Raw genomic sequence first — 13,164 nt, 5'->3', positions numbered from 1 at the left:
CCACGTTATCTCAGTTGTGAGATAACTCAAACGTCCCGGTCTGGTCCACGAGGCGGCAGTCGTCGACGCCCGCGTGGCCCGACACCTGGCCCCAGTACGTGCCGTAGGCGAGATCGGAGATCGTGCGGTCGTGCACCGGGAACAGGGTCGCGGGGGCGACGCGCTGGGCGAAGTCGACGGTCTCGCTGGTCTTGGCCCACGGCGCGGCGAGGGGGAGTGCCAGCACGTCGACGCCGTCCGGCGCGTGCTCGTAGCTGTCACCGGGGTGGAACAGGGTCGGCTCGCCCGGGGCGCTGACCAGCACGCCGACGTTCGCGATGCGGGGGAGCGTGGGGAGGATCACGGCGTGCTGCGCGCCGACACCGCGCACCGACGCCGCGCCGATCGCGGTCTCGAGCCCCTCGGCGTTCCGGATCCACTCGCCGACCGAGACCGACGCCGCGGTCTCCGGGTCGCAGACGAGGACGGCGTCGGGGTTGCCGGCGAGCAGGGGCGGCAGGCGCTCCTGGTCGAGGTGGTCGGGGTGCTGGTGCGTCACGACGATCGCGTCGAGGCCCGTCAGGGCGAACGTCTCGTCGACGCTGAACGTGCCCGGGTCGACCAGGATGCGGGCGCCGGCCACCTCGACGAGGACGGCGGCATGTCCGAAGCGGGTGATCTGCATGCGTCCCATCGTGCACCCCTCGCCGCACCGGGCCAACCGGCGGCCCGTCGGCTCCGAACTGGTGGCATGGCCCTGAACCACGACGCGTACGCCCTGATGTCCGGACTCCTCGCACCCCTGACGGTCCGGTACGGACGGTCGTTGCGCTTCGCGGGCCAGGACCTGCCCCGTCCGACGAGACGGTCCGTGCCGACGCGTCACGGCCGGGTCAGGGTCGAGGTCTACCGGCCGCCCGGCGTGACGGCACCGCCCGTGCACGTCCACTTCCACGGCGGCGCGTTCATGATGCGGTTCCCGCGGATGGACGACTTCTACTGCCGCTTCCTGGTCGCCGAGGCCGGCGTCGCGGTCGTCAACGTCGACTACCTGGTGGCGCCGCGCGTGCGGTACCCCGTCGCGCACGAGCAGGCCCACGACGTCGTCGCGTGGCTCGCCGGGCACGCAGGGGAGTGGGACCTGGACGAGAAGAGCATCTCGGTCGGCGGCTTCAGCGGAGGCGGAGGCCTCGCGGCGTCCGCGTGCCTGCAGGCCCGCGACCTCGGCACCGCGTCGCCCCGCCTGCAGCTGCTCGCGGTCCCGTCGCTCGAGGTCGCCGGCGACGTGCACGACAAGCACGCGACCATCCCGCACCCCATGATCGGGCCGGGCCTGTTGACGACCGTGCGGGCGACGTACTTCAAGGACGTCTCCCGGCGGGCCGAGCCGTACGCGTCGCCCCTGCTCGCCGACACCGTGGCGGGTCTGCCTCCCACCGTCGTCGTCACGGCCGAGCACGACCTGCTGAGGGCCGAGGGCGACGCCTACGCGCAGCGGCTCGCCCAGGAGGGCCTGCTGTTCGAGCACCGCGTCGTACCGGGTCGCGACCACTACTTCCTCGACGGCGACGACCCCGAGCAGGCGCGACGGGAGCTGGACCACCTCGCGGCCCTGGTGCGGGCGGCGCACCTGCCTACCATCGACCCATGACCGATCAGCAGGCCGAGCCGCGCGAGATGTCGGGACCGGCGCGGGCGGGCGCCCTCGCCGTCGGGTTCGTGGCGCTGCTCTACGTCGTCGAGCTGGTCGACGTCGTCGTGCCGGGAACCCTCGACGGCAACGGCGTCAGGCCCCGCAGCGTCGACGGGCTGGAGGGCGTCGCCCTCGGGCCTCTGCTGCACGGGGGATGGGCGCACCTGCTCGGCAACACCGTGCCCCTGCTGGTGCTCGGGTTCCTGGTCGGGCTGTCGGGCCTGCGCACGTGGGCGCAGGTCACCGCGATCGTGTGGATCGTCGGGGGAGCAGCGGTGTGGCTCGTCGGGGACCCCGGCACGGTGCACCTCGGCGCGTCCGGTCTGGTGTTCGGCTGGCTGTCGTACCTCGTCGTCAGGGGGGTCTTCAGCCGTCACGTCGGTCAGATCGCGCTGGGCGTGGTGGTGTTCCTGGTGTACGGCGGGCTCCTGTGGGGCGTGCTGCCGGGACGGCCCGGCATCTCGTGGGAGGGCCACCTGTTCGGCGCCGCGGCCGGCGCGCTCGCCGCGTGGCTCGTGACGCCTCGCCGCGTCGGGGACTAGTGCCGGTCCTCCAGACCGATCGCCCGGCGCAGCTTGCGGGCCGAGTCGTCGAGGCCGGGATCGTCCTGAGCGCGCGACAGCATCAGGTCGGAGAGGGCCTCGGCGATGACGTTGAGCTTCTCCTGCGCGGCCTCCTCGGCCCGCCGGCTGGCGTTCTCGAGCAGCACCAGCAGCAGCAGCGAGATGACCGACGCGACCGTGTGGATCGCGACCTGCCACGACTTCAGGTCGGGCCACAGCGGCACGCTGACGAACCACGCGACCACGATGCCGGCGCAGACGACGAAGAACGGCGCCCTGCTGACGCGCTGGTAGGCGGCCTCGACGAACCGGTCGAAGGCGGAACGGTCATCGGCGGTCGTCGGCTCGGCGGCGTGCTGGCTCATGGCCAGACGCTAGCGCCCGCCAGTGTCATCCGCCGAGCAGCGCTGGACGTGCGCCGACCGCCCGGTCGACCTACAGTCGAACCATGACTGAATCGAACATGCATTCGACGCCCGACGACCAGCCGACCGCCGCGCCGACCGACCAGCCCGAGGGCGAGGTGCTGGGGGCCGACGCCGCCAACACGACCGAGAAGGATCCGAACGACTGGGTCACCGGCGACGAGCCGATGACCGGCGCCCAGCGCAGCTACCTCGACACCCTGGCGCGCGACGCCGGCGAGACGCTGACGGCCGATCTCACCAAGGCCGAGGCGTCCGAGCACATCGACCGGCTGCAGGAGAAGACGGGCCGCGGAACCGAGTCCTGAGACCCGCTCCTCAGCCTCGTCCCGTTTGTCCGATAATGCACATTATGTCAACTAGCGGGGGTTCTGGGGCGGGGGCAGGGCCTCGAAGGCCGGGCGCGCGAACCAGTACCCCTGGAACAGCCGGATGCCCGCTCCCCTGAGCGTCAGGTACTCCGCCTCGGTCTCGATGCCCTCGGCCAGCACGGTGATGCCGAGGGCATCGGCCATGTGGACGACGCCGGCGACGACGGCCTGCCGCGCCGGATCGGTGTCGACGCCGCGGATGACCAGCATGTCGATCTTGATCAGGTCGGGCTGGAAGTCCACCAGCAGGCTCAGGCCCGCGTGACCCGCGCCGAAGTCGTCGATCGCCGTGGTGAACCCCCGCTTGCGGTACTCCGCGATGATGCCGGTCAGGTGCTCGGTGTCGGCGACCTGCTCGTCCTCGGTGAACTCGAACATGATCGACGTCAGCGGGAAGCCGTGGCGGTCGGCGGCCCGCAGCGTCGCCCGCAGGCACGCCGACGGCTCGTACACGGCGTTGGGCATGAAGTTGATCGACAGCTTCAGCTGCTCCGGATCGGGGAAGAGACGGGACGCCAGCTCGATCGCCGTCACGCGGCAGTCCTGGTCGAACCGGTACCGCTGGTCGGGTCGGACCTGCGCCAGCACCTCGGCGGCCCCTTCGCCACCGACTCCCCTGACCAGCGCCTCGTAGCCCCACACCCGCTCGTCGACCGCGTCGTAGATGGGCTGGAAGGCCATGCTGACGTCGAGGTCGAGAGCCGACGCCGGGGAGCAGCCGTCACATGACATGGAGTTCCCGTCCTGAGGAGAGGTCCGAGTTTATGCGACGGGTTGTGACGACTTCCCGCTGGTGCCGAAGTCGACGTCTGCCGTGTCGACGACGGCGGCGGTGCGACCGGGTGCACCCTGGTGACTCCAGTACAGGTTGGTGTGTGCGACGACCTCCGCCGGACCGGGCGCTCCCCAGGCGCTGAGGTCGTCGGTCGTGTGGGCGTCGCCGACCAGCGTGACGTCGTAGCCGCGGGTGAACGCGCCGTGGACCGTGGACCGGATGCACGCGTCGGTCTGCGCACCCGCGACCACCAGCGAGCCGACCCGCCGGGCCGCCAGGACCTGCTCGAGGTCGGTGCCCTCGAAGGAGCCGCCGTACTGCTTGTGCACGACGGGCTCGGACTCGCGCTGCGTCAGCTCGGGCACGTACCGCCACGCCTCGCTCCCCTGCACCAGGTCGTCGTCGTGGTGCTGCACCCACACGACCGGCACGTCGTTCGAGCGCGCCCGGTCGACCAGCGACGCGATGCGGCCGACCACCCCGTCGCGGTCGTGGGCCCGCGCGACGACGTCGTTCTGCACGTCGACGACCAGGGCGGTGTGCGGACGATCTGACCAGCTGCTCATGGGATCTCCTTCGTCGGGCCCTCATCCGTGACGCTCCGAACGCTAGTGCTCTCCCCTGACACATCACCGGGCGCTTCGTAGACTGGAGCGACGGCCGAGGAGGTGCCGCGATGAGTGCCAGCGATCGCAAGAGGTTCGAGTACCGGCAGCGGCTGGCGGCCGAGGCCGCCGCGGCGCAGCAGGGACACGACGACGACGAAGAGGCCCCCGACGAGGCCGCCGCCCGCGCGCACCGCATGCAGCACCAGGCCCAGTGGGTCGACATGCAGATCCAGCAGGCCATCCGCCGCGGCGACTTCGACGACCTGCCCGGCGCGGGCAAGCCGATCGCGGGCATCGATCGGCCCCACGACCCCGACTGGTGGCTCAAGCGGCTGATCGAGCGCGAGCGCATCACGGGCGTCCTGCCACCTGCCCTGGCCCTGCGCACGGAGCACGCCGAGATCGCCACGACGCTCGACCGCATCACGACCCCCGACGGCGTGCGCACCGCCGTCGCCGACTTCAACGCCCGCGTGGTCGAGGCACGCCGCCAGCTGCAGGGCGGTCCCCCGGTCGTCACCCCGCTGCTCGACGCCGACGACGAGGTCGACGCCTGGCACGAGCGCCGCACCCGCCGGGTCGCCGAGCAGAAGGCGCGCCTGGCCGAGATCCGCGCCGCGGAGGCCGCTGCCGCTCCCCCGCCCCGGTGGCGGCGATGGCGACGGCGGGGTCGTCCGTCCCGGTGAGTGCTCCCGAGTCGACCCGCGAGGTGTCGTCCGACACGGACGTCAATGTCGCCTTGACGCTTGCGCTGCTGCGCCGCGGTTCGGCCGATCCGACGTTCCGGCGCATCGGCTCGCGCATCTGGCGCACCAGCCGCATGCCCACGGGTCCCGTCACCTACGCGATCGAGCAGCTCGGTCCGCGTCGCGTCAGGGCCACGGCGTGGGGCCCCGGACGGACCGAGCTGCTCGACGGGCTCGAGCGCCTCGTCGGCATGACCGACGACCCCTCGGGCTTCGTGCCGTCGCACCCCGTCCTGGCCGACGGTGCGCGCCGGTTCCCCGGGCTCCGCGTGCCGCGCACGGGACGGGTCATGGAGGCGCTCATCCCGGCCATCATCGAGCAGAAGGTGCTCGGCATCGACGCCTTCGCCGCGCAGCGGCGACTGCTGCACCGGTTCGGCGAGGCTCCTCCGGGGCCCGCCCCAGACGGCCTGCGGGTGCCGCCCACCGCCGAGCAGTGGGCCGCCGTCCCGTCGTGGGAGTGGCACCTCGCCGGCGTCGACCCCAGCCGGGCCCGCGCGGCCCAGGCGGCCGCCCGGCTCGGACCGCAGCTCGAGCGGCTCGCCGAGCGCCACCCCGACGACCACGCCGCCGTGCACCGCGGGCTCCGCAGCATCCCCGGCATCGGCGTGTGGACGGCGGCCGAGGTCGGCAGTCGCGCCCTCGGCGACGCGGACGCCGTGCCGTTCGGCGACTACCACGTCGCGAAGGACGTGGGGGTGGCCCTGCTCGGGCGGCGCATCGACGACGTCGAGCTCGCCGAGGTGCTCGAGCCGTGGCGGGGGCACCGCTTCAGGGTCGTCCGGCTCGTCGGCCTGAGCCCCTTGGTCGGCACCGACCGGCGTGGTCCGCGGATGGCCCGGGTCGACCACCGGCGCATCTGATCGGGAAGAATCCGTGGGCACCCGCGCGTTGACCTCGTCATGACGACGACCGTGCAGACCCACCCGGACCAGCCGATCGACCGCGCGACCCGCGATGCCATGGCCGCGGTCTACCTGGCGGCCTACGGCGACCCGGACCTGCCCGAGAGCCGTCTCGACGCCGACGACTTCGCCGACGTCACCCTCACGCGTCACGCGGGCCGCGCCGGCTTCAAGCTCGTGCTGTCCACGACCGACGGGCAGGTGTCGGGCTACGGGTACGGCTTCACGGGGCGGCGCGGGCAGTTCTGGAGCGACTGGCTCGCCACGACGGTCCCCTCCGACATCGTCGAGACGTGGGTCGGCGACCACTTCGAGCTCGTCGACATGGTCGTCGACCCCGCGTTCCGGGGTCAGGGGGTCGCGGGCCTGCTGCACGACGAGCTCGTGGCGGGGCTGCCCCACGAGCGGGCCCTGCTGGCCACCGTCCCCGGCGACCGCGCCGCGCCGCGGCTCTACGAGGGACGCGGCTGGCAGGTCGTCGCCGCCGACATCGACGGCGACAAGGCGCTGTACGGGCTCGACCTGCGCCGCCCCGCGTGACGCGGGGCCCCTACGCTGTCCCGGTGTCGTCGCGCCTCGCTCCCGCCCCTTGGTTCCGCGTCGCCGCGGCGATGTTCGCGGTGGGCTGGGGCGCCAACCAGTTCGCGGCGATGCTGCTGGTCTACCGCGACGAGGACGGCTTCTCGGGCGAGGCCGTCACGGGCCTGTTCGGCGCCTACGCGATCGGCCTGATCCCGGCGCTGCTGATCGTCGGCCCGATCTCCGACCGCATCGGGCGACGGCGCGTCATGCGTCCCGTGCTGGTCCTGTCGGTCGCCGCGACGATCGTGCTGATCGTCGGCGGTCACAGCCTCGCGGTCCTGCTGCTCGGACGCCTCATGGCCGGCGTCGCGTCGGGGGCCGCCTTCGCCCCGGGCTCGGCCTGGATCAAGGAGCTGTCGGCCGACCGCCCCGGCGGCACGGGTGCCCGGCGGGCCGCGCTGGCGCTGTCGGCCGGGTTCGGGTCGGGCCCCCTGGTCGCGGGTGTCGTCGCGCAGTGGCTGCCCGTGCCGACCCTGCTGCCCTACCTCCCCCACCTGGTGCTGATGGTCGTCGTCGTGGCGATCGCCTGGCACGCTCCCGAGCCCCCGGCACGCCCCGTCGACCACTCCCGTCAGGGACGCGAGGTGGCGTCCGTGCTGCGGAGCCGTCCGTTCCTGCTCGGCATCCTGTTCACGGCCCCCTGGGTCTTCGGAGCGGCCTCCACGAGCTTCGCGACGGTCCCGACGTTCGTCGAGATCGGTGTCGCCCCGATCGCCGTGACCGGCGCGCTGTGCGGCCTCACGCTGTGGACCGGCGTGCTGGTGCAGCCCTTCGGCAAGCGGCTCGGCGACCCGCGACGCATCATCGCGACGGGCCTGCTCGCCGCTGCGCTGGGCCTCGCGGTCGGCGTCGTGATCGCCCGCACCGGGCAGGAGCTGCTGCTCCCCGTCGCCGCACTGCTGCTGGGCACGGCCTACGGGCTCGTGCTGGTGGGCGGCCTCACGACGATCGAGCAGGTCGCCCACCGCGACGACCTGGCGTCGCTCAACGCGGTGTTCTACAGCCTGACGTACCTGGGCTTCGCCGCCCCCCTGCTGAGCACGCTCGCGCTGCGGTCCGTCTCCCCCACCGGCCTGATGGTGATCGGTGCCGCGGTCGCGCTCGTGACGATCCCCGTGGCGCTGGCGGCCCGGGTCACTCGAACGGCGTAGGGTCCCCCGCACCGACGCGGATCACCTCGGCCGAGCCGTCGGAGAAGTCGATGACGGTCGTCGGCTCGGGAACGACGTCCTCGCCGGACTCGATGACGGCCTCGATGCGCCCGTCGAGCTCCTCGGAGATCTCCCACGCCGTCGTCATGGCCTCGGAGCTGCCGGGCATGATCAGGGTCGTCGACAGGATCGGCTCGCCCAGCGTCTCGAGCAGCGCCGCGACGACCTTGCTTTCGGGGATGCGCACGCCGACGGTCTTCTTCTTCTCGTGCAGCAGACGTCGCGGCACCTCGCGGGTCGCGGGCAGGATGAACGTGTACGGCCCGGGCGTCGCGTTCTTGACGGCGCGGAAGATCGCGTTGTCGACGTGCACGAACTGCCCGAGCTGCGAGAAGTCCTTGCACACGAGCGTGAAGTGGTGCTTGGCGTCGAGCGCACGGATCGCGCGGATGCGGTCGAGGGCGTCCTTGTTGCCGATCTGCGCGCCGAGCGCGTACCCCGAGTCGGTCGGGTAGGCGATGAGACCGCCGTCGGCGATGATCGCGGTCGCCTGGTCGACGGCACGCTGCTGCGGGTTCTCGGGGTGGATGTCGATGAAGCGGACCATGGTCCGAGCATAGGACCGGAGGGCACCCGCGTCTCGGGTGTGACGCCGGTCACGTGTTCGCGTTCCGCCATCCGGACGCCGGACCGGCACGCCGCGGTGTCGCGTGCCGCCGACCTATCCTGAGAGGCGAACGATGCCCATGAGGTTCCACGGGCACGGAGAGGTGTGACGACATGACCGAGGCCGTCCTGACGCTCGCGGAGCGCCGTCAGCAGCAGATCGCCCACGACCAGGAGCGCTCGACGCACCTGGCCGAGCGCGAGGAGCGTCTGGCGCCGCGGCGCCCGAACGCCGAGCTCAAGGCGATCGCCGAGTCCGCGCAGTCCCGGCTCGCCGACGCCGACGGCGACACGGTCCTGGCCTGGGTCGCCGAGGAGTTCGGCTACCGCACCGCCGTCGCCTGCTCGATGGCCGATGCGGTGCTGCCCCACGTCGTCGCGCAGCACCTCCCGTGGGTCGACACGCTGTTCCTCGAGACCGGCTACCACTTCGCCGAGACGATCGGCACCCGTGACGCCGTCGAGGCGTCCATGAGGCTGTCCATCGTCGACGTCACCCCCCTGCGCTCCGTCGCCGAGCAGGACGCCGAGTTCGGCGAGAAGCTCTACCAGCGCGATCCCGCCCTGTGCTGCGACATGCGCAAGGTCGAGCCCCTGCACCGGACGCTGCAGGGCTACGAGGTGTGGATCACGGGAGTCCGCCGCGACGAGGGCCCCACCCGCGCCGACACGCCGTTCGTCACGTGGGACGAGAAGAACGGCCTCGTCAAGGTCAACCCCCTGGCGGCGTGGACGTTCGACGAGCTGCTGGCCTACGCCGACGACAACGGCGTCATCGTCAACCCGCTGGTCAACGACGGCTACCCGTCGATCGGCTGCGCGACGTGCACGCGCCGCGTCGCTCCCGGCGAGGACCCGCGCGCCGGCCGCTGGGCCGGGCTCGACAAGACCGAGTGCGGCCTGCACACCTGATGACCGCCACCGACCTCACGACCCACGACAAGGCTCCGATGACCCTGACCGACGAACGACGTCTCACCCAGCTGCAGTGGCTGGAGTCGGAGGCGATCCACATCATCCGCGAGGTCGCAGCGGAGTTCGAGCGTCCCGTCCTGCTGTTCTCGGGCGGCAAGGACTCCGTCGTGATGCTGCACCTCGCGACGAAGGCCTTCTGGCCGGCCCCCGTGCCGTTCCCGGTGATGCACGTCGACACGGGGCACAACTTCCCCGAGGTGCTGGCGTTCCGCGACGCCACGGTCGAGCGCCTGGGCCTGCGGCTCGTCGTCGCCTCGGTGCAGGACTACATCGACGACGGACGCCTGCGCGAGCGCAGTGACGGCACCCGCAACCAGCTGCAGACGCAGCCGCTGCTCGACGGCATCACCGACCACAAGTTCGACGCCGTGTTCGGCGGTGGGCGCCGCGACGAGGAGAAGGCCCGCGCCAAGGAGCGCGTCTTCAGCCTGCGCGACGAGTTCGGCCAGTGGGACCCGCGCAACCAGCGTCCCGAGCTGTGGAACCTGTACAACGGCCGCCACCGGCCCGGCGAGCACGTCCGCGTCTTCCCGCTCAGCAACTGGACCGAGCTCGACGTCTGGCAGTACATCGCCGCCGAGGACATCGCCCTGCCCGAGCTGTACTACGCCCACCAGCGCGAGGTGTTCGAGCGCGACGGCATGCTGATCAGCGTCAGCGACGTGTCGCAGCCGCGCGACGGCGAGACCGTCGAGAAGCGCCAGGTCCGCTACCGCACGGTCGGCGACGCGTCCTGCACGGGCGCCGTCGAGAGCGACGCGACGACCGTCGAGGCCGTCATCGCCGAGGTCGCCGGCACCCGCCTGACCGAGCGGGGGGCGACACGAGCCGACGATCGCGCCTCCGAGGCCGCCATGGAAGATCGCAAGAAAGAGGGCTACTTCTGATGCGGACGCTGCTTCGTCTCGCCACGGCCGGATCAGTCGACGACGGCAAGTCGACCCTCGTGGGCCGGCTCCTGTACGACTCCAAGTCGGTGCTGGCCGACCAGTTCGACGCCGTCGAGCGGGTCAGCCGCGACCGCGGCCTGGAGTCGGCCGACCTGGCGCTGCTGACCGACGGTCTGCGCTCGGAGCGCGAGCAGGGCATCACGATCGACGTGGCCTACCGCTACTTCGCGACCGCCGAGCGGTCGTTCATCCTGGCCGACTGCCCCGGCCACGTGCAGTACACCCGCAACACCGTGACGGGCGCGAGCACCGCCGACGTCGTGGTGCTGCTGGTCGACGTCCGCCACGGCATCCAGGAGCAGACCCGCCGGCACCTGGCCGTCGCGTCGTTGCTGCGGGTGCCGCACGTCGTCGTGGTCGTCAACAAGATCGACCTCGTCGACTTCGACGAGGACACCTACACGCGGGTCTCGGACGAGGTCCTCGCGTCGGCGCGCAGCCTGGGGCTGTACGACGTCGCGACGATCCCGGTCTCGGCACTGGCCGGCGACAACGTCGTCGAGCGGTCCGAGCGGACGCCGTGGTACGACGGGCCGAGCCTCCTGACGTTCCTGGAGCAGCTCTCCCCCGTCGGCAGCCCGCAGTCCGAGCCGCTGCGGTTCCCGGTGCAGCTGGTCATCCGTCCGCAGCAGGCGGCCGGCGACGAGTTCCGCGACTACCGGGGCTACGCAGGTCAGATCACGTCGGGTCTCGTGCGGGTCGGCGACGCCGTCACGGTGCAGCCGAGCGGCCGCACCAGCACCGTCACGGGCATCGACTTCGCGGGACGCTCGCTCGACGAGGCGTTCGCCCCGCAGTCGGTGACGATCCGCCTGGCCGACGACATCGACGTCTCGCGCGGCGACCTGATCGCGACGTCCCGCAGCGTCCCGCCCGTCACGCAGGACATCGACGGCACGATCGCCTGGCTCGCCGACCACACGCTCGTCCCGGGCACGAAGGTGCTGCTGAAGCACGGCACCCGGACGGTCCAGGCGATGGTGAAGGCGATCGGCGGCAAGCTCGACCTCGACGACGCGCAGCTCCTCCCGGCCGACTCGCTCGGCCTGAACGACATCGGGCACGTGACGCTGCGGCTGGCGTCCGCGATCCCGGCCGAGGAGTACCTGCACTCGCGCGGCACCGGCGCGTTCCTGCTCGTCGACGCCCAGGACGGCGGCACCCTGGCGGCCGGCATGGTCGGCGACGCGCTGCTCGACACCGTGGCCGAGGTCGACGCCGCGACCACGTCTGCATGACGGGTGGAGGCAGCCTCCCCCTGACGCTCCGCGTGGGCGGGCGCAAGGTCGTGGTGGTCGGCGGCGGGCACGTCGCGACCCGCCGCACGCTGTCGCTCGTCGATGCCGGCGCCCGGGTCACGGTCGTCTCCCCTGCGGTCTCGGACTCGCTCGCGTCGTCGATCGGCCGCGGCGACGTCGAGTGGATCCGGCGCACCTACGCGCCGGGCGACCTGCACGGCGCGTGGCTGGTGCAGACCGCGACCGACTCGCACGTCGACGACCTCGTCGCCGCCGACGCCGAGTCGGCACAGATCTGGTGCCTGAAGGGCGGCGACCCCGAGCACGCGACGGCGTGGGCGCCGGCGGTCGCGCAGGTCGACGACGTCATGGTGGCGGTCAGCGGCGGCGGGGACGCCGGTCGCGCGTCGGCGCTGCGTGACGGGGTCGCCGCGGCGCTCCAGGCCGGCGAGCTGCCGATGCGCCACCGCACGCACCACCCCGACGGCTTCGTCGCGCTGGTCGGCGGCGGCCCCGGCGATCCCGGTCTGCTGACGACGCGCGGACGACGCCTGCTGGCCGAGGCGGACGTCGTCGTGGTCGACCGGCTCGCCCCGCACGCCCTGCTGGCCGAGCTCGACAGCGACGTCGAGGTCGTCGACGTCGGCAAGATGCCCGACCACCACCCGATCCCCCAGCACGAGATCAACGCGATCCTGGTCGACCGCGCCCGGCAGGGCAAGATCGTCGTGCGCCTGAAGGGCGGCGACCCGTACGTCTTCGGCCGCGGCGGCGAGGAGCTCATCGCCTGCCGTGACGCCGGCATCCCCGTCGAGGTCGTGCCCGGTGTCACGAGCGCGATCTCCGTCGCGGCGGCGGCCGGCATCCCCGTCACGCACCGCGGGGTGTCGCGAGGGTTCACCGTCGTGACGGGCCACGAGGAGGTCGGCGACCTCCCCCACTCGGGGTCGCACACCCTCGTGATGCTGATGGGTGTCAAGCGCCTGGCCGACACGTGCGCCGAGCTGGTGGCCGGTGGCCACGCCCCCGACACCCCCGCCGCGATCGTCGAGCGCGGTTGCACCCCGACGCAGCGGATCACCGTCGCGACGCTCTCGACCCTCGCCGAGGTCGCGGCGGCGGCCGGTGCGGAGTCCCCCGCCATCACGATCATCGGCGACGTGGTGACCCTCTCGCCGGCCTGGGCCGAACGAGATACGTCCTCGCCATGATCAGGGCCGAGCGCCTGAGCTTTGCAGGACTGGGTGCGGGTGACGTTCACCTACGTCAACACCGGTACCGATCAAGGGCGCACCGTGCTGGAGGGCGTGCGGGTCGAGGGGGCGAAGCTGTCGGGAGTCACGACGGAACGCGTCGTTGGGCTGCCCCTTGCGTTCGGGATGCCACGACCGTGATGGTCGCGATGCGCTGGCGCTGAAGGCGCGTGAGGTCTTGCATCGGGGTGCGCAACCCTCGAAGGCGTGGGTGTCAGCCGGCGCGGGGGTGTTGTCGGGTGAAGCGTGAGTGGCGTTGGGGGGTCTGGTCGGGGTCGACGTGT

At 72.3% G+C, this 13,164-nt stretch carries 16 protein-coding genes; 11 read left to right on the top strand and 5 right to left on the bottom strand.

The window, feature by feature from the left end:
• Nucleotides 1-10 precede the first annotated feature (10 nt).
• Nucleotides 11-664, bottom strand: a complete 654-nt coding sequence (locus tag ASD10_RS11455; protein WP_056608418.1) for an MBL fold metallo-hydrolase — start codon at nucleotides 662-664, stop codon at nucleotides 11-13.
• Nucleotides 665-730: 66 nt separating this feature from the next.
• On the opposite strand from ASD10_RS11455, the gene ASD10_RS11450 reads away from it, so the two are divergent.
• Together ASD10_RS11450 and ASD10_RS11445 are read left to right on the top strand one after the other, a co-directional pair.
• On the top strand, nucleotides 731-1,630 hold the full coding sequence (locus ASD10_RS11450; protein ID WP_162248850.1) for an alpha/beta hydrolase fold domain-containing protein: 900 nt from the start codon (nucleotides 731-733) through the stop codon (nucleotides 1,628-1,630).
• The gene (locus ASD10_RS11445) at nucleotides 1,627-2,214 is read left to right on the top strand and encodes a rhomboid family intramembrane serine protease (protein WP_056608415.1); all 588 of its coding nucleotides are present in this window, start codon (nucleotides 1,627-1,629) and stop codon (nucleotides 2,212-2,214) included. Before ASD10_RS11450 ends, ASD10_RS11445 begins: the two co-directional genes overlap by 4 nt.
• Here ASD10_RS11445 and ASD10_RS11440 read toward each other — a convergent pair.
• On the bottom strand, nucleotides 2,211-2,600 hold the full coding sequence (locus ASD10_RS11440; protein ID WP_056608412.1) for a low affinity iron permease family protein: 390 nt from the start codon (nucleotides 2,598-2,600) through the stop codon (nucleotides 2,211-2,213). The genes ASD10_RS11445 and ASD10_RS11440 overlap by 4 nt on opposite strands.
• An 83-nt stretch (nucleotides 2,601-2,683) precedes the next feature.
• Between ASD10_RS11440 and ASD10_RS11435 the strand changes: the two genes are divergently transcribed.
• Nucleotides 2,684-2,968, top strand: coding sequence for a DUF3072 domain-containing protein (locus tag ASD10_RS11435; protein WP_082556159.1), 285 nt, complete (start codon nucleotides 2,684-2,686; stop codon nucleotides 2,966-2,968).
• 51 nt (nucleotides 2,969-3,019) lie between these two features.
• Here ASD10_RS11435 and ASD10_RS11430 read toward each other — a convergent pair whose 3' ends face one another.
• Nucleotides 3,020-3,763 carry an EAL domain-containing protein gene (locus ASD10_RS11430; RefSeq protein ID WP_056608407.1) on the bottom strand — a complete coding sequence of 248 codons (744 nt, stop codon included), beginning with the start codon at nucleotides 3,761-3,763 and terminating at the stop codon, nucleotides 3,020-3,022.
• Nucleotides 3,764-3,793: 30 nt separating this feature from the next.
• Nucleotides 3,794-4,372: an isochorismatase family protein gene (locus ASD10_RS11425; protein ID WP_056608405.1), complete on the bottom strand. Its 579-nt coding sequence runs from the start codon at nucleotides 4,370-4,372 to the stop codon at nucleotides 3,794-3,796.
• Nucleotides 4,373-4,482: 110 nt separating this feature from the next.
• Between ASD10_RS11425 and ASD10_RS11420 the strand changes: the two genes are divergently transcribed.
• Genes ASD10_RS11420 through ASD10_RS11405 form a run of 4 tightly spaced genes read left to right on the top strand, consistent with a single transcriptional unit; the run spans nucleotide 4,483 to nucleotide 7,798 of the window.
• Nucleotides 4,483-5,100 (top strand): DUF1992 domain-containing protein, encoded by a 618-nt coding sequence (locus ASD10_RS11420; protein ID WP_056608402.1) that lies wholly within the window; start codon nucleotides 4,483-4,485, stop codon nucleotides 5,098-5,100.
• A gap of 53 nt (nucleotides 5,101-5,153) precedes the next feature.
• Nucleotides 5,154-6,023, top strand: a complete 870-nt coding sequence (locus ASD10_RS11415; RefSeq protein ID WP_197983499.1) for a DNA-3-methyladenine glycosylase — start codon at nucleotides 5,154-5,156, stop codon at nucleotides 6,021-6,023.
• 39 nt (nucleotides 6,024-6,062) lie between these two features.
• Nucleotides 6,063-6,605 carry a GNAT family N-acetyltransferase gene (locus ASD10_RS11410; protein ID WP_056608400.1) on the top strand — a complete coding sequence of 181 codons (543 nt, stop codon included), beginning with the start codon at nucleotides 6,063-6,065 and terminating at the stop codon, nucleotides 6,603-6,605.
• A 23-nt stretch (nucleotides 6,606-6,628) separates the two neighbouring features.
• Nucleotides 6,629-7,798 (top strand): MFS transporter, encoded by a 1,170-nt coding sequence (locus ASD10_RS11405; RefSeq protein ID WP_157432553.1) that lies wholly within the window; start codon nucleotides 6,629-6,631, stop codon nucleotides 7,796-7,798.
• Here the strand turns inward: ASD10_RS11405 and ASD10_RS11400 are convergent.
• A complete protein-coding gene (locus ASD10_RS11400) occupies nucleotides 7,782-8,405 on the bottom strand; it encodes an L-threonylcarbamoyladenylate synthase (RefSeq protein ID WP_056608395.1) in 624 nt (207 codons plus the stop codon). The two genes, ASD10_RS11405 and ASD10_RS11400, sit on opposite strands and share 17 nt — an antisense overlap.
• A 173-nt stretch (nucleotides 8,406-8,578) precedes the next feature.
• On the opposite strand from ASD10_RS11400, the gene ASD10_RS11395 reads away from it, so the two are divergent.
• The 4 genes from ASD10_RS11395 to cobA are packed head-to-tail and all read left to right on the top strand — an operon-like array spanning nucleotide 8,579 to nucleotide 12,838.
• Complete coding sequence (locus ASD10_RS11395; protein ID WP_082556158.1) at nucleotides 8,579-9,376, top strand: phosphoadenylyl-sulfate reductase; 798 nt, start codon at nucleotides 8,579-8,581, stop codon at nucleotides 9,374-9,376.
• A 38-nt stretch (nucleotides 9,377-9,414) separates the two neighbouring features.
• Entirely contained in the window at nucleotides 9,415-10,326 is a 912-nt protein-coding gene (gene cysD / locus ASD10_RS11390) for a sulfate adenylyltransferase subunit CysD (protein WP_235501820.1), read from the top strand.
• Nucleotides 10,326-11,627 (top strand): sulfate adenylyltransferase subunit 1, encoded by a 1,302-nt coding sequence (locus ASD10_RS11385; protein WP_056608389.1) that lies wholly within the window; start codon nucleotides 10,326-10,328, stop codon nucleotides 11,625-11,627. Before cysD ends, ASD10_RS11385 begins: the two co-directional genes overlap by 1 nt.
• Nucleotides 11,624-12,838, top strand: coding sequence for a uroporphyrinogen-III C-methyltransferase (cobA, locus tag ASD10_RS11380; protein ID WP_056608386.1), 1,215 nt, complete (start codon nucleotides 11,624-11,626; stop codon nucleotides 12,836-12,838). The genes ASD10_RS11385 and cobA overlap by 4 nt, the downstream gene beginning before the upstream one ends.
• The last annotated feature ends 326 nt before the right edge of the window (nucleotides 12,839-13,164 follow it).

Source organism: Aeromicrobium sp. Root472D3, assembly GCF_001426485.1.
GTDB lineage: Bacteria > Actinomycetota > Actinomycetes > Propionibacteriales > Nocardioidaceae > Aeromicrobium.
This window is presented reverse-complemented; position numbering and strand designations above follow the sequence as displayed.